The organism is Mesorhizobium zhangyense, from assembly GCF_011045115.1.
Lineage (GTDB): Bacteria > Pseudomonadota > Alphaproteobacteria > Rhizobiales > Rhizobiaceae > Mesorhizobium_M > Mesorhizobium_M zhangyense.
Genome location: NZ_JAAKZG010000002.1, coordinates 199,180 through 220,855, shown reverse-complemented (window position 1 = coordinate 220,855; position 21,676 = coordinate 199,180). Strand labels below are relative to the sequence as shown.

The 21,676-nt window shown below is 62.0% G+C and carries 21 protein-coding genes; 11 read left to right on the top strand and 10 right to left on the bottom strand.

Features of this window, described 5'->3' with window-relative positions; genetic code table 11:
* Positions 1 to 9 precede the first annotated feature (9 nt).
* From G6N74_RS04650 to G6N74_RS04630, 5 genes are all read right to left on the bottom strand, one after another.
* Complete coding sequence (locus tag G6N74_RS04650; protein WP_165114887.1) at positions 10 to 828, bottom strand: ABC transporter permease subunit; 819 nt, start codon at positions 826 to 828, stop codon at positions 10 to 12.
* 1 nt (position 829) lies between these two features.
* Positions 830 to 1,798: an ABC transporter permease subunit gene (locus tag G6N74_RS04645; RefSeq protein WP_165114885.1), complete on the bottom strand. Its 969-nt coding sequence runs from the start codon at positions 1,796 to 1,798 to the stop codon at positions 830 to 832.
* An 8-nt stretch (positions 1,799 to 1,806) separates the two neighbouring features.
* Positions 1,807 to 2,949, bottom strand: a complete 1,143-nt coding sequence (locus G6N74_RS04640; protein WP_165114883.1) for an ABC transporter ATP-binding protein — start codon at positions 2,947 to 2,949, stop codon at positions 1,807 to 1,809.
* A 139-nt stretch (positions 2,950 to 3,088) separates the two neighbouring features.
* The gene (locus G6N74_RS04635; RefSeq protein ID WP_165114881.1) at positions 3,089 to 4,186 is read right to left on the bottom strand and encodes a polyamine ABC transporter substrate-binding protein; all 1,098 of its coding nucleotides are present in this window, start codon (positions 4,184 to 4,186) and stop codon (positions 3,089 to 3,091) included.
* Positions 4,187 to 4,305: 119 nt separating this feature from the next.
* Positions 4,306 to 5,559, bottom strand: a complete 1,254-nt coding sequence (locus tag G6N74_RS04630) for a glutamine synthetase family protein (RefSeq protein ID WP_246245647.1) — start codon at positions 5,557 to 5,559, stop codon at positions 4,306 to 4,308.
* Here G6N74_RS04630 and G6N74_RS30665 point away from each other — a divergent pair.
* Positions 5,546 to 5,836, top strand: a complete 291-nt coding sequence (locus tag G6N74_RS30665; protein WP_246245646.1) for a hypothetical protein — start codon at positions 5,546 to 5,548, stop codon at positions 5,834 to 5,836. The two genes, G6N74_RS04630 and G6N74_RS30665, sit on opposite strands and share 14 nt — an antisense overlap.
* Before the next feature lie 35 nt (positions 5,837 to 5,871).
* Here G6N74_RS30665 and G6N74_RS04625 read toward each other — a convergent pair whose 3' ends face one another.
* Entirely contained in the window at positions 5,872 to 6,819 is a 948-nt protein-coding gene (locus G6N74_RS04625) for a DMT family transporter (protein WP_165114879.1), read from the bottom strand.
* 129 nt (positions 6,820 to 6,948) lie between these two features.
* Positions 6,949 to 7,122 (bottom strand): hypothetical protein, encoded by a 174-nt coding sequence (locus G6N74_RS04620; RefSeq protein WP_165114877.1) that lies wholly within the window; start codon positions 7,120 to 7,122, stop codon positions 6,949 to 6,951.
* Positions 7,123 to 7,214: 92 nt separating this feature from the next.
* Here G6N74_RS04620 and G6N74_RS04615 point away from each other — a divergent pair, with 92 nt between their 5' ends.
* The 3 genes from G6N74_RS04615 to G6N74_RS04605 all read left to right on the top strand — a co-directional run bounded on the left by G6N74_RS04615 (position 7,215) and on the right by G6N74_RS04605 (position 9,981).
* A complete protein-coding gene (locus tag G6N74_RS04615; protein ID WP_165114875.1) occupies positions 7,215 to 8,090 on the top strand; it encodes a LysR family transcriptional regulator in 876 nt (291 codons plus the stop codon).
* 125 nt (positions 8,091 to 8,215) lie between these two features.
* Positions 8,216 to 8,764: an NADPH-dependent FMN reductase gene (locus tag G6N74_RS04610; protein ID WP_165114873.1), complete on the top strand. Its 549-nt coding sequence runs from the start codon at positions 8,216 to 8,218 to the stop codon at positions 8,762 to 8,764.
* Positions 8,761 to 9,981: an MFS transporter gene (locus G6N74_RS04605; RefSeq protein WP_165114871.1), complete on the top strand. Its 1,221-nt coding sequence runs from the start codon at positions 8,761 to 8,763 to the stop codon at positions 9,979 to 9,981. The genes G6N74_RS04610 and G6N74_RS04605 overlap by 4 nt, the downstream gene beginning before the upstream one ends.
* A gap of 59 nt (positions 9,982 to 10,040) precedes the next feature.
* Here G6N74_RS04605 and G6N74_RS04600 read toward each other — a convergent pair whose 3' ends face one another.
* Both G6N74_RS04600 and G6N74_RS04595 read right to left on the bottom strand, forming a co-directional pair.
* Positions 10,041 to 10,928 (bottom strand): DUF2167 domain-containing protein, encoded by an 888-nt coding sequence (locus tag G6N74_RS04600; RefSeq protein ID WP_165114869.1) that lies wholly within the window; start codon positions 10,926 to 10,928, stop codon positions 10,041 to 10,043.
* Positions 10,929 to 11,074: 146 nt separating this feature from the next.
* Positions 11,075 to 12,514: a helix-turn-helix domain-containing protein gene (locus G6N74_RS04595; RefSeq protein WP_165114867.1), complete on the bottom strand. Its 1,440-nt coding sequence runs from the start codon at positions 12,512 to 12,514 to the stop codon at positions 11,075 to 11,077.
* 409 nt (positions 12,515 to 12,923) lie between these two features.
* Here G6N74_RS04595 and aceA point away from each other — a divergent pair, with 409 nt between their 5' ends.
* From aceA to G6N74_RS04560, 7 genes are all read left to right on the top strand, one after another.
* Positions 12,924 to 14,213, top strand: a complete 1,290-nt coding sequence (aceA, locus tag G6N74_RS04590) for an isocitrate lyase (protein ID WP_119820240.1) — start codon at positions 12,924 to 12,926, stop codon at positions 14,211 to 14,213.
* A 92-nt stretch (positions 14,214 to 14,305) separates the two neighbouring features.
* On the top strand, positions 14,306 to 14,545 hold the full coding sequence (locus G6N74_RS04585) for an SMc00767 family acetate metabolism repressor (RefSeq protein ID WP_091914306.1): 240 nt from the start codon (positions 14,306 to 14,308) through the stop codon (positions 14,543 to 14,545).
* A 251-nt stretch (positions 14,546 to 14,796) separates the two neighbouring features.
* Positions 14,797 to 15,255 carry a PleD family two-component system response regulator gene (locus G6N74_RS04580; protein ID WP_246245645.1) on the top strand — a complete coding sequence of 153 codons (459 nt, stop codon included), beginning with the start codon at positions 14,797 to 14,799 and terminating at the stop codon, positions 15,253 to 15,255.
* 98 nt (positions 15,256 to 15,353) lie between these two features.
* Complete coding sequence (locus tag G6N74_RS04575; protein ID WP_165114865.1) at positions 15,354 to 16,787, top strand: glutamine synthetase family protein; 1,434 nt, start codon at positions 15,354 to 15,356, stop codon at positions 16,785 to 16,787.
* Between the two features lie 59 nt (positions 16,788 to 16,846).
* Positions 16,847 to 17,215, top strand: coding sequence for a four helix bundle protein (locus G6N74_RS04570; RefSeq protein WP_165114863.1), 369 nt, complete (start codon positions 16,847 to 16,849; stop codon positions 17,213 to 17,215).
* A 48-nt stretch (positions 17,216 to 17,263) separates the two neighbouring features.
* Entirely contained in the window at positions 17,264 to 18,547 is a 1,284-nt protein-coding gene (locus G6N74_RS04565; protein WP_165114861.1) for an NAD(P)/FAD-dependent oxidoreductase, read from the top strand.
* A gap of 199 nt (positions 18,548 to 18,746) precedes the next feature.
* The gene (locus tag G6N74_RS04560; protein ID WP_165114859.1) at positions 18,747 to 19,439 is read left to right on the top strand and encodes an outer membrane protein; all 693 of its coding nucleotides are present in this window, start codon (positions 18,747 to 18,749) and stop codon (positions 19,437 to 19,439) included.
* A gap of 1,295 nt (positions 19,440 to 20,734) precedes the next feature.
* Here the strand turns inward: G6N74_RS04560 and G6N74_RS04555 are convergent.
* Complete coding sequence (locus G6N74_RS04555; protein ID WP_246245644.1) at positions 20,735 to 21,646, bottom strand: cell wall hydrolase; 912 nt, start codon at positions 21,644 to 21,646, stop codon at positions 20,735 to 20,737.
* Positions 21,647 to 21,676 lie beyond the last annotated feature (30 nt).

The following is a 21,676-nucleotide window of genomic DNA, read 5'->3' as shown; positions in this document are numbered from 1 at the left end:
CCTTCTCGCTTACCCGCGCTGGGCCGCCTGTTCGTCGCGCAGGCGCTGGACCTCACGGCGCTTGTTAACCACCGAAGCCGCAATCACCCCGACCGCCACAACCGCGATCAGGATGGTACAGGCCGCATTGATTTCCGGCGTCACGCCCAAACGCACCTGGCTATAGATCTTCATCGGCAAGGTGGTCGCGCCCGGACCGGAGGTGAAGCTTGCGATCACCAGATCGTCGAGCGACAGGGTGAAGGCCAGCATCCAGCCGGAGACGATCGCGGGCAGGATGACCGGCAGCGTGATCTGGAAGAAGGTCTTTACCGGCGGCGCGCCGAGATCCATCGCTGCTTCCTCCAGCGACCGGTCGAAGGTGAGCAGGCGCGACTGCACGACGACGGCGACGAAGCACATGGAGAAGGTGATGTGCGCCAGCGTCACCGTCAGGAAGCCGCGGTCGAGGCCGACCGCCACGAACAAAAGCAGCAGCGACAGGCCGGTGATGACTTCCGGCATGACCAGCGGCGCGAACACCATGCCCGAAAACAGCACCCGTCCGCGAAAACGCGTGTAACGCGTCAGCGTGAGTGCTGCCAGCGTGCCGAGCACCGTGGCGACCGTCGCCGAGATGACGCCGACGCGGGCGGTGACCCAGGCAGCATCCATCAGGCCCTTGTTCTGGAACAGGGTGCCGTACCACTTGGTCGAGAACCCGCCCCAGACGGTGACGAGCTTCGACTCGTTGAAGGAGAAGACGACGAGAAGCACGATCGGCAGATAGAGAAAGGCAAAGCCCAGCACGATCGAGGTGATGTTGAAACGGCTCCAGCTGCTGTTCATGTCACCTGCCCTGTTCCTGAGCGCGTGCCTGCGCATGCTGGAAGATCATGATCGGTATCACCAGAAGCAGAAGCAGGATGACGGCCACGGCCGATGACACCGGCCAGTCGCGATTGGCAAAGAACTCGTTCCACAGCGTCTTGCCGATCATCAGTGTCTGCGAACCGCCGAGCAGATCGGGGATGACGAATTCGCCCACCGCCGGAATGAACACTAGCAGGCAGCCGGCGACGACGCCGGGGATCGACAGCGGGAAGGTGATCTTCCAGAAGGCGCTGATCGGCGGGCAGCCGAGATCCTGCGCCGCCTCGATCAGCGAGAAGTCCATCTTCTCCAGCGCCGAATAGAGCGGCAGGATCATGAACGGCAAGTAGGAATAGACGATGCCGATGAAGATCGCCGTGTGGGTGTTGAGGATGATCAGCGGCTGGTCGATGATGCCGGTGGCGAGCAGGAACTGGTTGAGCAGGCCCTCGGGCTTCAGGATACCGATCCAGGCATAGACGCGGATCAGGAACGAAGTCCAGAACGGCAGGATGACCAGCATCAAGAGCGTCGGCCGCAGCGTCGCCGGCGCGCGCGCCATGCCATAGGCGATGGGGTAGCCGACCAGCAGCGTCAGGATGGTGGAGATGCCGGCGATGACGACGCTCGACACATAGGCGTTGAAATAGAGCGCGTCTTCCGTCAGCCAGAGGTAATTGTCGATGCTGAGCTGCTTCAGCTGCGCCCAGAATCCGCTCAGGCCCTCGCCAAAGCCCAGCACCGGAATGTAGGGCGGCATGGCGATGGCCGTCTGCGACAGCGAAATCTTGAAGACGATGATGAAGGGGACGAGGAAGAAGAACAGCAGCCAGAGATAGGGAACGATAATGACGAGGCGGCTGACGAAGGCGTTCAAGGCGCGGGCAAAGCCCGATCTGCCGGCATATTCGGTGGCGCTGGAAGCGGCTATGGCTGTATCCGTCATGGCCGCACCTACCGTGTCAGAACCACGCCCGCATCGGGGCGGAAGGAAATCCAGGCCCTGTCGTTCCAGCTCAACGGGTCTTCCGAGATGCGCACCGCGTTGAGCGAGCTTGCCTTGACGACCTGCCCGTCGGCGAGCCTGACGTGATAGACGGTCATGTCGCCGAGATAGGCGATGTCGTAGATTTCGCCTTCAGCGACATTGGCCTCCGCATCGGCCGGCTTCTTGGACGAGACCTTGATCTTCTCGGGGCGGATGGCGAAGACGACATCGCTTCCGGCTGAAGCATCGCCGGCATTCTCGGTCTTGATGGTCAGGCCGTTGCCGCCCGAAATGCGCGCGCTGCCGGCATCGCGGCTGGCGACCTTGCCCTCGAACATATTAACGTTGCCGACGAAGCCAGCGACGAAGCGCGAGGCTGGCGCCTCATAGACTTCCGTCGGCGTCGCCACCTGCATGACTTCGCCCTTGTCGAGAATGGCGATGCGGTCGGCCATGGTCATGGCCTCCTCCTGGTCGTGGGTGACCACGACGAAGGTGAGGCCGAGTTCCTGCTGCAGGTCCATCAGCTCGAACTGCGTTTCCTCGCGCAGCTTCTTGTCGAGCGCGCCGAGCGGCTCGTCGAGCAGCAGCACCTTGGGTCGCTTGGCGACGGAACGGGCAAGTGCCACGCGCTGGCGCTGGCCACCGGAAAGCTGGTGCGGCTTGCGCTTGGCGAACTGCTCCAGCTTGACCAGCTTGAGCATGTCGGCGACGCGCTTTTCGATATCGGCTTTCGCCATGCCCTCCTGCTTCAGGCCGAAGGCGATGTTGTTCTCGACCGTCATATGCGGGAACAGCGCATAGGACTGGAACATCATGTTGACCGGCCGCTTGTAGGGCGGGATGCCGCGCAGATCCTGACCGTCGAGCAGGATGCGGCCCGACGTCGGCTCGTCGAAACCGGCCAGCATGCGCAGCAGCGTCGATTTTCCACAGCCGGACGCGCCGAGAAGCGCGAAGAACTCGCGCTCGAAAATGCTCAGCGACAGGTCGTTGACGGCGGTGAAATCGCCGAAGCGCTTGGTGACGTTTTCAAAGACGATGTAGGGCTTGGCGGCGGGATCGCTCCACGGCGCAAAGCTCCTGCGAATGCTTCCAAGCGATTTCATGTCCCTCTCCGCTTTGTACGGATTCCCACTCTAGCTGACTTAAATGGTCTGGAAGTCCCTCCCCGGCCCTTTGCGGGCGCTTGCGGGAGAGCTTCCGAAAAGAGCCCCGCGAAGATTTTCGCGGGGCTCTTTTTGTCAGTTACTGGCCGGTGACGACCTTGGTCCAAAGGCGCGTGATGTTGCGCTGTGACTTCGGATCGTAGGGCGAGACGGTGAACAGCTTGGCCAGCATCGCCTCGTCCGGGTAAATCGCCGGATCGCTGGTGATGTCCTTTTCGATGAACTCCTGCGAGGCCTTGTTGCCGTTGGCGAAGTAGACGAAGTTCGTCGCCTTCGCGATCACTTCCGGCTTCATGATGTAGTTGAGGAATTCATGTGCTTCCTCGACATGCTTGGCGTCGGCCGGGATCGCCATCTGATCGAACCACATTTCCGCGCCTTCCTGCGGCACGACATAGGCGACTTCCACGCCCTGCTTGGCTTCGGCAGCGCGGTCGCGTGCCTGGAACACGTCTCCGGACCAGCCAACGGCGAGGCAGATGTCACCATTGGCGAGCGCGTTGATGTATTCGGACGAATGGAACTTGCGGATGAAAGGCCGTACCTTCAGCAAGGTCTCCTCGACCTTGGCGAGATCGTCGGGATTGGTCGATTCCGTATCGAGGCCGAGATATTTCAGAACGGTCGGGACCATATCCGTCGGCGAATCGAGCATGTAGACGCCGCAATCCTTCAGCTTGGCGAGCTTCTCGGGATTGAAGACCGTTTCCCAGGTATCGACCTTGTCGGTGCCGAGCGCTTCCTCGACCTTCTTCTTGTTGTAGCCGATGCCGACCGTGCCCCACATGTAATTGATGGAGTATTCGTTGCCGGGATCGTATTTGGCGGTGCGCTCCGAAACCACGTCCCACATGTTGGAGAGGTTCGGCAGCTTGGACTTGTCGAGCTTCTGGAAGACGCCCGCCGTGATCTGGCGCGCAAGGAAGTTCGCGGTCGGCACCACGACATCGTAGCCGCTGCCGCCGGCGAGCAGCTTGGTTTCGAGGATTTCGTTGGAATCGAAGACGTCGTAGACGACCTTGATGCCGGTTTCCTTGGTGAAGTCGGCAATGATCGAATCATCGATGTAATCCGACCAGTTGTAGACATTGACGACGCGCTCCTGCGCGTTGGCCGAGAATGTCAAAACCGCTGCGAAAGTCGTCGTGGCGGTGAGCCAAAGCGCTTTGCGTATCATCTCAATCTCCTGTTTTTAGTGTTCCATTCCGGCTCCGGGGCCAAGCCTGCCCCGGGCGGTTTTTGGTTTAGCCTATTGGCGTTTTTGCAGTGCGACAAGCGCGAAATCGCGCCGGTAGTTCACAGATAGGTTGTGCGTTCCAGCTGCGTGATCTCGGCCCAGAAGGCCAGGATTTCGGCACGCTTGAGGTCCTGGTAGACCTTGGCCATCAACGGCCCGAGCGCCCTGTCGACGAAAGCGCTCTTGGCCATCAGCTGCAGCGCATCGTCCATGTCGTCGGGCAGGAAAAGCCCGCCATCGTCATAGGCGTTGCCCTGAACGGGCGGCGGCGGCACTTCCTTGTTCTCGATGCCTTCGACCATGCCCTGCAACAGCGTCGCCATGACGAGATAGGGGTTGGCATCGGCGCCGGCGATGCGATGCTCGAGCCGCGTGTTCTCTTCCGAGGAAACCGGAATGCGCAGGGCGACCGAGCGGTTGTTTTCGCCCCAGACAGCGCGGGTCGGCGCGTAGGAACCCGGCGTGATGCGCCTGAAACCGTTCCAGGTGTTGATGAACAGGAGCAGCGATTCCGGCATGGTCCTCAAGAGACCTGCTACGGCCGATTCGAGCGTCTTGCGACCCGCAACACCGCCGAAGATGTTGCGGCCATCGGCGTCGAGCATCGAAGCGTGGACGTGCATGCCGTTGCCGGCATATTCGAGGAAAGGCTTGGCCATGAAGGTGGCCGTCAGCCCATGGGCGCGGGCGGAGCCGATGACGATGCGCTGGAGCATGATGACATCGTCGGCGGCACGAAGCGGATCGCCCCGGTGCTTGAGATTGACCTCGAACTGGCCGGGGGCGGCTTCCTTGATGATGGTGTCGATCGGCAGGTTCTGATCGTCGGCGGCGTCGCGGATCATGTCGAACAGGTCGGCATGTTCGGCGAGATCGTCGAGGCCATACATGCGCAACCGGTCCGGGCCGGCGGTGGCGCCGACGGGGGCCGGCATGCCGTCGTCCCATTCGACCTCAGGATCGAGGAGATAGAATTCCAGCTCGAAGGCGACGACCGGGAAGAAGCCCTTGGCGTTGACCTCGGCCACCTTGCGCTTCAGCACCTGGCGGGAATCGGCCATGAAAGGTTCGCCTTCTGGCGAGAACGTCTGGAGCAGCACCTGTGCGGTCTTGCGCTTGGCCCACGGCACGATCGACAGCGAGCCGCGCGTGGCGCGGCAGTAGCCGTCCTTGTCACCGGTTTCGATATGCAGGCCGGTCTCGCTGACCTCGCGGCCCCAGACGTCGAGGCCGTGCAGCGACATCGGAAAATTGACGCCGTCCTGGAAAGCTTTCTTGAGCGCATCGCCGGGCGCCCACTTGCCGCGCATCATCCCGTTGGGATCGACCAGCAGAAATTCGACTGCTTCGATGTCGGGATGTTTTTCGACGAAGGCGCGATATTCGGCCTCGTGCTCTGGGGAAATGAATGAGGACTTCTGGCCGGAAGAGGCTGGAACCGGGGGAATTTCAGGGGAAGGAATTTCGGGCGGGCGTTTTTTCCCGGCGGTGCCGCTTGAGGGAAAAGAAGAGCCGCCTGTGGAAGAAGGTTTGGTTCCGGTTTCTATGCTTCCGGTTATTTCACGCAAGATATACCTGTTTACTGGTTGAAGATCACATAACCTGCCTGCTCTGTAACAGTTATGTCAATGGGGAGACGGCATGCCTGTGACGCCCGGTCTCACCGGACGCGACTGGCGCCGGAATTCCAGCCCGATGTGAACCAGCAATGCCGTGAACACGACCGCACCGCCGACGATGGTGCGGGCCGATGGTACTTCGCCGTGGATGAGCCATACCCAGATGGGTCCGAGGATCGGCTCAAAACAGCCGAGAAGGGCTGCGATGGCAGCCGGAACCAGCCGCGCGCCGGTGGCGAAGAAGGCAAGGCCGAGCCCGAGATTGAGCGCGCCGAAGGCAAACAGGAACCCCATGTCGCGCGGCGACACGACAAAGGCTTCGACCTGAGTGGCCGCAAAAATGCCGGCGAGAATCGTGCCCAGGCACGTCGCCGGTGTCATGCGCACATGGGCGAAGCGGCGGGTGATGACGGTGGCGATCGAAAACACCATGGCAATCAGCAGCGCGAGACCGTCGCCGATGGGCGATACCTGCCCGTTGAAGGATTCCGAGACCATGATGGCGACACCGCAGATCACGGCGGCAATGGCTATCCAGGTCGGCCCGCTGACACGTTCGCGGAACACCAGCCAGCCGATCAGCGCCGCAAACAACGGAACACCGGCCTGCATCAGAAGGATGTTGGCAACCGTGGTGTAGGCGAGCGCGACGACGAAAGAGGTCGAGGCCACCGCAAAACAGAGCGCCACCGCAAGGCCGGGCAGGCCCATGCTGCGGAACAGCTTCAGCGTGCCGCGCAGGCCATCGCGCCAGGCCATGAAGCCGAGCAGGAAAACGGCGGCCCAGAACGAGCGCCAGAACACGACCGTCCAGCTATCGTCAACCTCGATGAAGCGGGCGATCGCGCCACCAAAGCTCCACATCAGCGCCGACAGGAACACCAGCAGCATCCCGATGCGCTCCTCGCGCCGAGAGATGTGGGAGCCTGCGTGTGAAACGGCGGTTTCTGTCATGGCTCGACTATCGATGTTTCGAAAAGGCCGCGCATGTCGCCAAGCGACAAACACGTTCGGAATCCGATAGTCGAAAGATGTTTTTTGCGGGTGGTCCAGTCCGGGCTTGTGGTTGTGGCACCCGGCTGGTCAGCAGGCGTTGTCGCGCCTTTCGCGGCGGCTGCGAAACAGGCCGGACCACAGCCTGCGCAGGATGCCTCTCGAGGGAATCTCCTGTGCTTCGCCCTTATACGAGCGCTGGCGCTCGCGGGATTTTCGGGTCAGTTCGTGTTGCATCATCGTCCAGACGTGAAGCGGCTCCATGGCCATATCCTTTCGTTCGAAGTTCATAATCGAAAAGATAGTGGGCGATTTCGGATGTATCTCCAGCGGATTTCGCGCTATCTTTTTCAATTATGAAAAATCTCGATTGGAACGACCTGAAGGCCTTCATCCATGTCGCGCGCAGCGGCGGGCTTTCGGCAGCGGCCATCGAACTGCGCTCCAGCCCGGCCACCATCGGCCGCAAGATGCTGTCGCTGGAACAGGCGCTCGCGCGGCGGCTCTTCATCCGCCGCCAGACCGGCTATGAACTCACCGAAGACGGCCGAGCATTGCTTGCCAAGGCGCAGGCGATGGAGGCGAGCGCCCGACCCATCGAGGACTGGCTTTCGGCCGACATGCGACGCCCGGTGGTGCGGATATCGGCCGGTACCTGGATCGCCAATCTGCTCTCGGCCAATTTCTCGCGGCTATGGACGCCCGACGACCCTTTCCACATCGGCTTCAAGACGGCGGAAGCGCGGCTCGACATCGCCCATCGCGAAGTCGAGATCGGCGTTCGCAATCGGCCGGCCGAGGGCATGAATCTGGCGTCACGGCCGGCGGGTGAAGTCGCCTATGCGCCCTTCAGGGCGCGCAACCAGCCGGTGCAGGGGGCCGAGAACTGGGTGGCGATCGCGCCCGACGACGCCGCCACGCCGTCGGCCCGCTGGACGAATGCGCAACCGAACCTGACGATTGCCGCCTGGGCAAACACGCCGCGCACGCTCTACGATCTCATCAGCGCCGGCGTCGGCACCGGCGTCCTGCCTTGCTTTGCCGGCGACCGCGACCCGCTGCTCGAACGCGCCGGCGAGCCGATTGCCGAACTACACCACCGTCAGTGGATCGTCATGCATGACGACGACCGCCACCGCCCCGAGGTACGAAAGGTCATCGAACGGATGGCCGCGCTGATCGCCGCGCATGCGCCGCTGTTTGCCGGGGAGCGACCCCTGGGAGGCGACTGAATGCCGGCCCTGACCCGCTGCGCTTCCAAAAATCACGGCGGTGCTTTTTAATGCTTGACCTCAACTATACCTGAGGTTTTATAGGGGTGCTCCTGAACTTTCATTGAACGGAGTGCCTACCCAAAATGCCCCAGAAAACAAAGCTCGGCCTGATCTATGGCAGCGCCCGAGAAGGCCGCTTTTGCGATACCATGGTCAATTGGGCAGCAGCCGAGATTCTCAGTGACGGGCGGTTTGCCGCAAGCCATATCGACCCGCGAGATATGGAGACGAATAGCGCCGAAATCGGCCGCAACCTCGACGAGGCGGACGCCTTCGTCATCGTCACGCCCGAATACAATCACGGCTACACCGGCGCGCTGAAATCGCTGATTGACGCTTACAACCAGCAATGGCAGATCAAGCCGGTCGCCTTCGTCTCCTATGGCGGCGTTTCAGGCGGGCTGCGGGCGGTCGAGCAGCTTCGGCTGATCTTCGCCGAGCTTCATGCCGTCGGCATTCGCGACACGGTGAGCTTCGCCAACCCGTGGAACAGATTCGATAGCGCCGGCGCGCTGGTCGAGCCGAAGGACGCAGAGCGTGCGATGAAAACGCTACTCGCCCGCCTTCACTGGTGGGCCGTGACCCTGCGCGATGCGCGCGCAACCTCGTCTTACTTCGAGGCGGCGGCATGAATGCGCAACTTCGGCCGATAGATACGGCACCAGCCCGTCAGCCGCATCGTGGGCGTAACATCACGCTGCTGCTGGCGGCCACGCTGACCATCATGTCGGGCGCCACGATCGCGCCTTCCCTGCCGGCCATCGAAGCGCATTTCGCCGGCAGCGACAATGTCGAGATCCTGACCCGGCTGGTGCTGACGCTGCCGGCGCTTTTCATCGTCATCTGCGCGCCCTTCGCCGGCGGCCTTGCCGACCGCTTCGGCCGCCGGCCTTTGCTGATGGCTGGCGCCCTGCTCTACGGCATCGGCGGCATGTCGGGCCTGCTGGCGGATTCGCTTGCCGGCCTGCTGATCGGCCGCGCCGCACTCGGCATTGCGGTGGCGGGCGTCATGACGACGGTGACCGCGTTGGTCGGCGACTATTTCACCGGACCGGCGCGCGACCGCTTCATGGGGTTGCAGGCGGCTTTCGTCGGCATAGGCGGGCTGGTTTTCCTGACCGGCGGCGGCCTGCTGGCCGAACTGCATTGGCGCGCGCCCTTTGCCGTCTATGGCCTTTCCCTCCTGCTGATCCCGGCCATGTTGGCCTTCATCAAGGAGCCCAATCTCGCCCGCGGCACGACCGTGCTCGCCGGAGCCGTGGGCACGACGGCATGGCTTGCCATTGCCGCAGTGTACTTCGCTTCCGTTCTCAACAGCGTCGCCTACTACCTGATACCGACGCAACTTCCCTTCTACCTCAACGCCATGGGGATCGGTTCGCCGACGCTGGCGGGGTTCGCCATCGGGCTGGGCAACGTTGTCAGCGCTGGCGTCTCGCTGTTCTACGCTCCCTTGCGCGCAAGACTGGGCGTGACGGGCGTCTTCGGCCTCGCCTTCGGCCTGATGGCGACCGGCTATGCGCTACTCGGATTGGCGGGCTCGCTACCGGCGGTGCTGACAGCGGCCAGCGTGGTCGGGCTCGGTCTGGGCATGATGATGCCCAACATCGCTGCCGCCGCCATGACCGCAGCCGCACCGGAGATGAGAGGCCGGGTCGCCGGCGGCATGACGGCCAGCGTCTTCGCCGGTCATTTCATCTCGCCCTTCGTCAGCCAGCCGATGATCGCGACATTCGGTTTCGAGCAGACCTATCTCTATGCCGGCGCTGCAGTCGGTGCCGTCGCGATCATAGCTGCCGGCATCGCGGTATTTCAGGCTGCGCGCGTCCCGGCGGCGGTTTCCCACTGACAAAGGAAGCCACCACGTCGCCACGCGCTTATCGGACGCGTGGCGACGATGATGAACGCTTATGCGCCGTTGCGCGAGAACTTGCTGCGAACGAACCGCCAAAGCCCGATCAATGGCAGGAGCAAGACAAAGCCGAACTTCTTGAGTGCAACCAGCGCCACAGCCAGGAGCCCGGTCTTGATCGCAGCTTTGCCCGCGATCAACCCGCCGATGCCAATCGTGGCGGCGCTGTCGACGCCCGGCAGATAATCAGCATATCGCTTGCCTTCGGCGAAGCTCGCAAGGTTCAGCACCTCACCGAGGCTCTGCTTGATTTCGGGCAGTTGATCCATTGTCGCGATGTAGCTCATGACAAAGACGCCCTCGCGGCCGAGGAAACGCACATCGTAATTGAGCGTCCGCGAGGTCGCCTCGCCGAACTGAAGCTCCTTGGCCCAATGAAGCCGCTTGTTGACGGTGTCATAGGTGGGCGGCGAAGCCCATCCCACAAGCGTTACCGGCGAGAACCCTTCCTTGACGCGCTCCTCGTTGCGCGCGTTCGTGTCCGACTGCATCGTGCTAAGCAAATCGCTGTAGTCGATGGTGGCCGCATCCAGATCATCGACATAGCCGATCTTTTCGTGACGCAGTTCGATACCCCAGGTGCCGTCGGCCAGAGGGTCGTAATCTTTGGGGAAGATCATCCCCAGCGTTTCGACGGTTGTGTCGGCCGGATTGCCCCAGCCTTCGGTCAAAACCTGCACGGCGTCGTCGTGGTCGAGGAAATAGAACTTGTCCTTGAGTTCCAGGTGAACGCCATCGGCGAGATCGATGGCACCGGTTTTCGGCTCGATCTTGTCGAGAAATTCTTTTCCCGTATCTCCGTAGTCCTGATAGGACTTGAAGAATTCCGCCGATGTTTCCGCCAAAGCCGACCCGGCTGACAACATGAGTGTCAAGCCCAGCAACAAAGCCGTTTTCCTCAAAGCATGCCCCCGAAAAGTCATCGCAACCGGCATCTCAATGCGGTTGCCGCCCCATCAAATGCTGCGCGGAATGATAGCCTGACAACCCAGCATTGCAAGCTGTTGCACGCTCGCGCATCGGCTATCCACTACTGAAAATCGAAGGCGCTCAACCCCGTCACCATCTCGTCCAGTCCGAGCGGGCGGGTGACGGGGGGCTCGGCGCGGGACAGGCAGCCGGTGCGCTCGCAGAGCCGGCAGGCGGGGCCGACCGGGGTTGCGGGAACCTGGCCGGGCTTCGCGCCAGTGGCTCCGGGGAGTGCGGCACCGTAGACGATCTCATCCTTGAAGGCGATGTCGCAGCCGATGAGCAGGGCGGTGCGGCGCGGGCGTTCGTTGAAAGCGCCTTGCGGTCCTTCCAGCGTGCGGGCGACGCACAGGAATTCCGCCCCGTCCGGCATCTCGACCGCTTCGACGAATATCTGTCCCGGCTGGGTGAAGGCTGCATGCACCGGCAGTTTCGGACAGCCTCCGCCGAAACGGCTTTGCGGAAAACCTTGGGCGCCGGCCTTGCGGAAGCGGTTTCCGGCATTGTCGACTTCGAGCATGAAGAACGGCACTGCCGAAGCACCCTGCCTTTGCAGCATGGTGAGCCGGTTTGCCGCCTGCTCGAAGGAGACGCCGAAGCGCGAGCGCAGCACGTCGACATCGTAGCGCGAACGCTGCGCCGCCGACTGGAACGCCTGATAGGGCATCATTAGCGCATGCGCCGCATAGCGGCCAAGTTCGAAGCGGGCGAGACGCCGCGCCTCGTCGGACGACAGTTTCAGCGCCTGTATTTCGGCAGCAACGGCCACCGACATTCGGATGAGGCAGGCTTCCATCGCCACCTCGCGCAGCTGGTCGAAGGGCGACAGGCGCTCGGAAATGAACAGGCGCTGCGAATGGCGGTCGTAGCGGCGGCGCCAGTTGGGCATGGTGGCGACCGGCAGAACTTTTACCACGATGCCATATTCGCGCCTGAGCCACGCCTTCAGCGCGCCGAACAGATCATCGCCGGGATCGAGCACGGCGGTAAACGACTCCGCCTCCTCCTCGATCGACGCAAAATGGTTGGGCCGACGTTCGAAAACCTCGTGCACCTCATCGATGGGCAGCCGCGCGCCGGACAGAGCGGTCGCCCTGCCCTCACGCGCCAGAAGCTCGGAAAGATCGGACAGGCGCTCGGCCTGCTCGCGATAGGCGCGGAACAGTTTTATTACTGCCGCCGCTGCGTTCGGGGCGCCTTCGGCGATCTCGACTAATTCCTGGTCGCCCGGCAGTTCGCCGGCCAGCAGCGGGTCGGAAAACACCTCCTTGAGTGACGCGATCGAGCCTCTCGCCTCGCCTTGCAACTCTTCCGGCTCGACCTTGTAGACGGATGAGAGCTTCAGGATGAGCTGCACCGTCAGCGGGCGCTGGTTGCGTTCGATGAGGTTGAGATAGGAGGGCGAGATGCCGAGCCCTTCGGCCATCGCCGTCTGGGTCAGGCCCTTGGCGTTGCGGATGCGGCGGATGCGCGGCCCGGCGAAGATTTTTTGCTCGGCCATCAGTCTCGACCTTCAATACACCGGAAGACGCCGTCATCCCGGACGAGCGACGCAAAGCGGCGGGATACCCGGGACCCATTCCGGTCTGCTGGTTGTCGTCGCGGAATGGATCCCGGATAGCCCAGCTCCGCTTCGCTACGCCCGGCTTCCGGGATGACGACTGCAGGCTCGCTGTATGACAGATCGCGCTCATTTACAGGAATTGACAAATTCCTCACCGCCAAAATCCTTTACAACATTTACAAATTTACAACGCGATCCTGTCAAACACAATACAGGTTTTCCCTATTTCCCGGACGATTTTCCCGAATTATCTCGCTTATATCGCATCGCAATGTAAATTCCGTAACATAGAAGCAGCGGGAAGCTGCTCCGCCAATGTAACACCGTTGACTGTTCGGAGAGAAATATGACCGATTTTTACAATCTCGTCCCATCCGCGCCTGAAGGCCGTTTCGAAGGCATCGAGCGGCCCTATACCGCCGAGACGGTCAAGAAGCTGCGCGGCTCCGTGCAGATCAAGCACAGCCTGGCCGAAATGGGCGCAAACCGCCTCTGGCAGTTGATCCATGAGGAAGGCTTCGTCAACGCGCTGGGCGCTCTCTCCGGCAACCAGGCGATGCAGATGGTGCGCGCCGGGCTGAAGGCGATCTACCTGTCGGGCTGGCAGGTCGCTGCCGACGCCAACACGGCGTCCGCCATGTATCCCGACCAGTCGCTCTACCCGGCCAATGCCGCGCCCGAGCTTGCCAAGCGCATCAACAAGACGCTGCAGCGCGCCGACCAGATCGAAACCTCGGAAGGCAAGGGCCTGTCGGTCGACACATGGTTCGCGCCGATCGTGGCTGACGCGGAAGCCGGCTTCGGCGGACCGCTCAACGCCTTTGAGATCATGAAGGCCTTCATCGAAGCGGGTGCAGCCGGCGTCCACTACGAGGACCAGCTCGCTTCGGAAAAGAAGTGCGGCCATCTCGGCGGTAAGGTGCTGATCCCGACCGCTGCCCACATCCGCAACCTCAACGCCGCGCGGCTTGCCGCCGACGTGATGGGCACGCCAACGCTGGTGATCGCCCGTACCGACGCGGAAGCGGCCAAGCTCTTGACGTCAGACATCGATGAGCGCGACCAGCCTTTCGTGGATTACGATGCCGGCCGGACGGTCGAAGGCTTCTACAACGTCAAGAACGGCATCGAGCCCTGCATTGCGCGCGCCGTTGCCTATGCCCCGCATTGCGACCTGATCTGGTGCGAGACCTCCAAGCCGGATCTGGCGCAGGCGAAGAAGTTTGCCGAGGGCGTGCGCAAGCATCACCCCAACAAGCTTCTCGCCTATAATTGCTCACCGTCCTTCAACTGGAAGAAGCATCTGGACGACGCCACGATCGCCAAGTTCCAGCGCGAGTTGGGCGCCATGGGCTACAAGTTCCAGTTCATCACGCTGGCCGGGTTCCATCAGCTCAACCACGGCATGTTCGAGCTGGCGCGCGGCTACAAGGATCGCCAGATGGCAGCCTATTCGGAGTTGCAGGAAGCCGAGTTCGCTTCGGAGGCCAACGGCTACACCGCGACCAAGCACCAGCGCGAAGTCGGCACCGGCTATTTCGACGCCGTGTCGATGGCGATCACCGGCGGCCAGTCGTCCACCACGGCGATGAAGGAATCGACCGAGCACGACCAGTTCCGCCCGGCAGCGGAATAATCGGGCCGCAGGCAATATCCCGGGGCGACTAGCCCCGGGCAACAAACAGAGGAAACGCCCGAAGGGCAATAAACAGTGCACGGGAGAAGACCATGGCAACCAGAACACGCGTCAAGGAGCGGGCCGAGGAACAGTCTTCGGCCATGAATATGGATCAGCAGGCGGTCATACGCATCGTCGCCAACGACCTGCACCGCCTCAACCAGTCGGTGATGAAGGCGGTGGAGGCCGGCGTCTCGGTCGAGCTCGTGCGCTCGGCGCGCCATCATGGCGGTGACGGCAACTGGGGCGACCTGCTCATCCCGGTGATCGTCACCCAGGGCACCCGCTAACAACCGGCATCCGTCAGCCGACAAACAGTTCCAAGGCCCACTCAATCACCCGCGCGGTTTCGCGTGGGTGATCTTTTTTTAACCCCATGGCCCTTGCTGCGCCTTTGGTCGCAAGCGCGGCGTGGCCAATCCCTTCACTTTTTGCTCACGCTCGCCACGCAATGGTTTTACGCTTGACATGAAGGTCGGGCGTGCGGTTAGCTGCATCACTCCTCAACCATAAATTGAGCTACGGGCGGACAGGCTAGTGCATGATCAAGTCACGTAGCGACAGCAGCCGTCGCCCGGGCACCGGCCCGACAGAGCAAAACCCCGCTGTTTTCACGGTCGATCTAAACAAGGTTCTGGTCGTCGGCAAATCGCAGATCAACCGGATCGTGGTTTCCAAGATTGTCGAGAAATCCGGGCTCAGGCCGATTTCGGAAGATCCGGAAACCGCGCTCAGGACGCTGCAGACGATGGTGCCGGGCACGGTGGTGCTCGACGGCGGCGTCGACAATACGGACTGCGAGGCGCTGATGGGCCAGTTGGTGACCCTGCGGCGGCTGTCGGGAACGGAAGCGCCCTGCGTGATCCTGCTCTCAACCCGGATCATGGATGCCGACGATCTCTCGGCGCTGACGGCAATCGATGCCGCCGTCGCCAAGCCGATCACGCCCGAACTGCTCCAGCCTGTGGTCGACCGGCTGCTGGATCGGCTGCGCGGCTAAGACCGCGCGTGGCCCACAAAAGGCCGCGAAAGCCCCCCTTTCCTTCCCTGATGGGGCGCGGCTATACTCGGCAATCCGAAATCAAATCCTGGTGATTGATGCCTGCCCCTAAAAAGGAAGCCCGCCCCTCCAAAGCCGGAGGGCGCGCGCGAACCCCCGCCTACGTAAAAAACCTTCGCGGCGTAAAGAACTGGAAGGAAGTCAGCGACTGGCTCGAATGGCGCGGCATCGAAGACATAGAATGCATCACTCCCGATCAGGCGGGCGTCGCGCGCGGCAAGATGATGCCATCGAGCAAATTCACCTCGAACACCTCGCTGGCGCTGCCGTCGGCGCCCTTCATGATGACGATTTCGGGCGACTATCCCGAAGACGGCAACGGCTTCTCCTATCCGGAAGACGACGGCGACCTGAAGCTGATGCCCGATCTTTCGACGCTGACCGCCGTGCCCTGGGAGGAAGACCCGACGGCGCAGGTGATCTGCGATCTCGTCCATCAGGACGGGCGTGCGGTGGAGTTCACGCCACGCAACGTGCTGAAGAAGGTGGTCGCCGCCTATGAGAAGAAGGGCCTGCGCCCGGTCGTTGCGCCGGAAATCGAATTCTATCTCGTGCGCAAGAACCCGGACCCGGATTATCCGCTGACGCCGCCTGTCGGACGCTCGGGCCGGCCGATCGGCGGCGGCGCCGGCTATTCGATCGCCGGCGTCAACGAGTTCGATGAGCTGATCGACGACATCTACCATTTCTCCGAAAACCAGGGCCTCGAGATCGACACGCTCATCCACGAAGAGGGTGCCGGCCAGCTCGAGATCAATCTGCGCCATGGCGATCCGATCGAGCTTGCCGACCAGGTGTTCCTGTTCAAGCGCACCATCCGCGAGGCAGCACTCAAGCACGACACCTACGCCACCTTCATGGCCAAGCCGATCCAGGGCCAGCCGGGCTCGGCCATGCACATCCATCAGTCGATCGTCGATCGCAAGACCGGCAAGAACATTTTCTCGGCACCAGACGGTTCGGAGACCGAGGCTTTCTTCAACTTCATCGGCGGCATGCAGCGCCATGTGCCGAACGCGCTGGTGATGTTTGCGCCTTACGTCAATTCCTATCGCCGGCTGACGCAGGCAGCGTCTGCGCCGGTCAACGCGAAATGGGGCTACGACAACCGCACCGTGGCCTTCCGCGTGCCGCGGTCGGACCCGGCGGGACGGCGCGTCGAGAACCGCATCCCCTCCTCCGACGCCAATCCCTATCTGGCGTTGGCTGCCTCGCTCGCCTGCGGGCTTATCGGCATGAACAACGGCCTGAAGCCGGATGCGCCGGTCCTGACCACAGCCAATGCGGACGAGATCGACCTGCCCCGCGGACTGCTCGAAGCGGTCGACCTGTTCGAAGGCGATAAGGAACTGCGAACGATGCTGGGCGAATCCTTCGCCGCCACCTACGCGGCCATCAAGCGCGCCGAATTCGAAACCTTCATGGAAGTGATCAGCCCGTGGGAGCGGGAGTATCTGTTGTTGAATGTGTGAGTTAGGGGAGTAGGGCAGTAGGGCAGTAGGGCAGTAGGGCAGTAGGGCAGTAGGAGAGAATGTCGACGAGGATTGATTCGTACAGGGATCTTGTCGTTTGGCAGCAGGCAATGGAACTCGCGGTTTCGATTTACGAAGTGACAAAAGCCTGGCCGAAAGACGAACTTTATGGGCTGACAAGCCAAATACGCCGAGCGGCAACGTCGGTGCCTGCCAATATTGCGGAAGGATACGGCAGAGAAAGCCGTGCTTCCTACCAGCAATTTCTGAGGATCGCCCAAGGTTCGCTCAAGGAATTAGAGACGCACCTGTTGATTGCACAGCGGGTCGGAATAACGTCCCGCCCAGCAATCGAGCCCCTGATGACCCTGAGCGAGAGCATAGGAAAACTGCTACGGCTCCTTATCCGGAAGCTCTCGACCGGTTAAACCTACTGCCCTACTGCCCTACTGCCCTATTCCCCTCATCGAGTTTCCATGCATCATTCCCCCATCTCCCCAGGCCATTCCTGGTACGAAGCGACGGCCGGCGAGCGGCCGGTCTATCCGGCGCTGGACGGCGACCGCAGCGCCGATGTCGTCGTCGTCGGCGGCGGTTTTACCGGCCTGTCGGCGGCGGCGCATCTGGCCAAGGCGGGCACGAATGTCGTGCTGATCGAGGCGCATCGCTTTGGCGATGGCGCGTCGGGGCGCAATGGCGGCCAGCTCGGCACCGGCCAGCGCGCCTGGGCCGAAGACCTCGAGGCCGAGCTCGGCCTTTCGCGCGCCAAGGCGTTGTTCGGCCTTGCCGAAGAAGCCAAGGCGCATCTGCTGGAATTTTCGGCAGCCAACAATATCGAAATCGACTTCATGCCCGGACAACTGTCTGTGGCGCACAAGAAGCGCTATGTCGACGACTACAAGGCCCATGCAGAGATCATGGCGACGCGCTTCGGCTATGAGCACATCTCCTTCATGGACGAGAAGGAGACGGCCGAGCGGCTCGGCTCAACCGCCTATTTCGGTGGAACGCGCGACACCGGCACCGGCCATATCCACCCGCTGAAGTTGGTCATCGGCACGGCGCGCGTGGCCGCGGAGGCAGGCGCACAGCTTTTCGAAGAGACGCCATCGACCGGCATCGTCTCCGCCGCCGGCAAGGTGCGCGTGACGACGCCGACTGGCACCATAACCGCCGACAAATGCCTGATCGCGGTAAATGCCTATGGCGGCAATCTCGAACCGGTGAGTGCCGCCCATGTCATGCCGATCGGCTCCTTCATCGGCGCGACCGTGCCGCTGGGTGCTGACAGCCCTGTCATTCCGGGCGGTGAATCGGTCGACGATTCACGCTTCGTCGTGCGCTATTTCCGCAAATCCAGGGATGGCCGGCTGCTGTTCGGCGGGCGCGAGGTCTATGGCGTCGATGATCCCAAGGACATTCACATCCACATCCGCAAGCAGATCGCCGAGCTTTATCCCGCCTTGAAGGATGTCGAGATCACCCATGGCTGGGGCGGCTATGTCGGCATCACCGTGCCGCGAAAGCCCTATGTACGCGAGGTCATGCCCAATGTCATTTTCGCCGGCGGCTATTCCGGCCATGGCGTGATGCTGTCCAACTTCGTCGGCAAGCTCTACGCCGAGACCATCGCCGGCAACCGCGACCGGCTCAAGCTGTTCGAAGACCTGAAAATCCCGCCTTTCCCCGGTGGCCGGCGCTTCCGCGCGCCGCTGATGTTCCTCGCGCTCAACTGGTTCGCGCTCAGGGACAGGTTTTAGGATAGCTTGCTGAAACTGGTTCGGCTTACCCTAACTGATTGAAAAAGCACTCCGTTTTTATGCCCACAGTTCGCAATCGCGATTTCGTGACCGTTTCTGGGCAGTATTGCACCTCAGCAACAGTTTTCTTGTCGGTTTTACGCTAGTATAAGGCATGCAGTCAGGCGGGTTGATAACTTTGCAGATGCAGGAGGCAGCCTTGACCAAAGGGTTTGCACGCGCTGCGGTTCTCGCAGCACTTCTTTCCACCGGAACGGCGGCCTATGCCGCTGACGTTGTGGAGCCCGAAGCACCGGCCCCCATTGCCGAAACGCCGATTTTCAGCTGGACCGGCGCCTATGTCGGTATCGTCGGCGGCTACAATTGGGGCAAGACCGACTGGACCTTCACCGACACCGGCGACAACAACGATTTCGACACCAATGGCGGCTCGGTCGGGGGCACCGTCGGCTACAATTATCAATTCCCCAACAATGTCGTGCTCGGCCTTGAAGGCGATCTCTCCTGGTCGGGCGCCGATGGCAGCGTAACCTGCCCGAACCCGACCTTCTCCTGCGACTCGGAAGTAAAATGGTATGGCACGGTGCGCCCGCGCCTCGGCTATGCGTATGACCGCTTCCTGCCCTATATCACCGGCGGCGCGGCCTTCGGCAATGTCGAACTGACGACGCGCGACACCGCGACGAACACCAGCGTCAGCGACGACCAGACGCGGTTCGGCTGGGCGGCCGGCGTCGGCCTCGAATATGCCTTCACCGACCAGTTCACCGCCAAGCTCGAATACCTGCATATCGATCTCGGCAAGGATGACTACACTCTGTCGGATGGCGCGCCTGTCGAAGCCAAATGGAAGTCCGACGGCATTCGCCTCGGCTTCAACTACAAGTTCTAACGAACCGTCTCATTGGCTGAACTGCCCCGGCGCTCGCGCCGGGGTTTTTGTTTGCGCGGGGCTCGTGCGGCATGCGGGAAGTGGTCTTCGCGTCTTGGCGCAGGGGCGACTAGCCGTGACAACCGTGAAGTCGCCATCCAATGTCGACGACTAGCGAAGGCAGCTCGTCATCCCGGAAACCGAAGCGAAGCGCAGGTTATCCGGGATCGATTGGCCGCAGCATCGTCAGGCACGGCCCGGTCTTGCTGTTGACGCGTTCTGCACCGCTGAAGCTCTTCTCCATTCAGGCATGGATCCCGGGTCTCCGCATTCGCTTCGCTCATGCTCCGCCCGGGATGACGAAGGGAGGGGTGTCGCCGCTAATCGCAAACGTTGCTTAAGACCAGAGACGCAATTGCTGCGCCCCAGCGTTGACCATCAGCGAAGGCCAAATATGCAATTCGTCATCCCGGAAGCTGGAGCGAAGCGGAGGCTATCCGGGATCCATTGGCCGGTATCGTCAGGCACGGACCGATCCTGACGCCATTGCGGTCTGCACCGCCGAAGCGCTTTTGCGTTCCGGCATGGATTCCCGACACTCTCCGCTCGTTCCTCGCTCACGAGGTCGAGAATGACGAATTGCATTTAGGCTTGCTGCCAATCCCAAGCGTTGGTGATTTGGCGTTGGCGGTTTGCGAAGGCGGCAAATAACAAGCTCGTCATCCTCGGGTCGCAGCACGAGCGAAGCGAAGGGCGAAGCGAAGGGCGAAGAACCCGGGGATCCATGCCGGACCATCCGCGAAGGCCGCAGCGGTGCAGAACTGCCGAAGCTGAAGCTTGCGAAGTGGGGGGGGGGAAAGATTTTCAGGCGGGTTTCACTCAAGCTATTGTTTTTACTTATGCCTCGAACTTTCTAACGCCCGATTTTTCCACACCCCTCGAGCACCTTTCATAATTCGCCCCAGTTCCTCCCACGGGAACACCGGTCGCGACGGTGATCTGTGGGGAGGAACCGGCGCTTCCGTCTTGTGGCAAACGTAGCCGCGAGGCCGGGGAGGTTCCGTCCAAGGGCTCCCCTGCGGGTAATACGGCCCGCGCGTGCTGGACGAGCACATAGGCTTTGCGTTCATTCGTAAATGAATGAAAGCAGGGAGCAGCGGAACGGACGGGAACAGAAATTGCCGGCGGGGCGCGGAAGTCGCGCCACTTACTAAACACTAGGAAGGCACGGCCATGCGCCCCGCTTCCCGATCTTTGACAATGGCCAGATGCGAAAGCAGGCGTGGCGATGATGAAGCGCGCCGCCGAGCTACCCCTCATTCCACCGTCGGCATCGGCCGCGTCTGGGAGGCGATCATGGCGCCGATGGCGTCGACAGCCTTGGGGTCGGCCTCATAGGACATCGCCGTCTGCGCCAGATCGGATGGCTGCGGCGCTTCGGCCGGCAAAGACGGCGTGGCTTCCGCGACCTGCGGTGTAGAGGCTTCGGGCTTCGCATCCTGTGCGAGAATCCGAGGTCCCTTGCCGGTGGTGCTCGCCCGCGTCTCGACTGGCGCGGCGTCGTCGGACCTGCTGCTGCGGGCAACAACGCGAGCGCCCTTTGCCGAGGCGGAGGCGATTGTTGCAACCGGCGCGGAATCTGCAGAACGTGCGCTCGCCGATACGACACGTGGTCCGTTCTCGGTCATGGCGATCTGCGTCTCGACCGGAGCAGCCGCCTTTGCCGTCGTCTCCTGCACGCCGGGAAGCGGGCTGGCTTCTGCGACCTGGGTCTCTTCGACCGCCGGCTTTGCGCGGCGCCGGCTGCGCTTTTCGTAAAACTCGTTGCCGCCGGCTTCCAGCACGTAGTGCATGTTCTTGTAGGGGAAGCGCAGGCCGGCGGTGTGGAAGAACATGGCGCTCTCCACCTTCGGATGGCGCTCGCCCTTCAGCACGGAATCGGCTGCATCGACGACGTCGGGAAGCGCTTTGGAGTCCATACGGCGCGACAGCACACCGGGCGCGAACTGGCCTTTCTGGCCGACGACCTGACAGACGGTGTCGCCATACTCGCCGGATTTCAGGCGGTTCATCACCACCGTGCCGACGGCGACAAGCCCCGACCGGCTCGAGCGGTTGGATTCGAAGAACATTGCGCGAGCGAGACATTCCTTGTCCTTGGCCGTGTAGGCGTAGGACGTTTTGGACGATGTCTTGCCGAGGGACGAGGTCTTGAGGCCTTCCGTCAAGCCGCCAGCGCCCTGCGTGGTACAACCAGC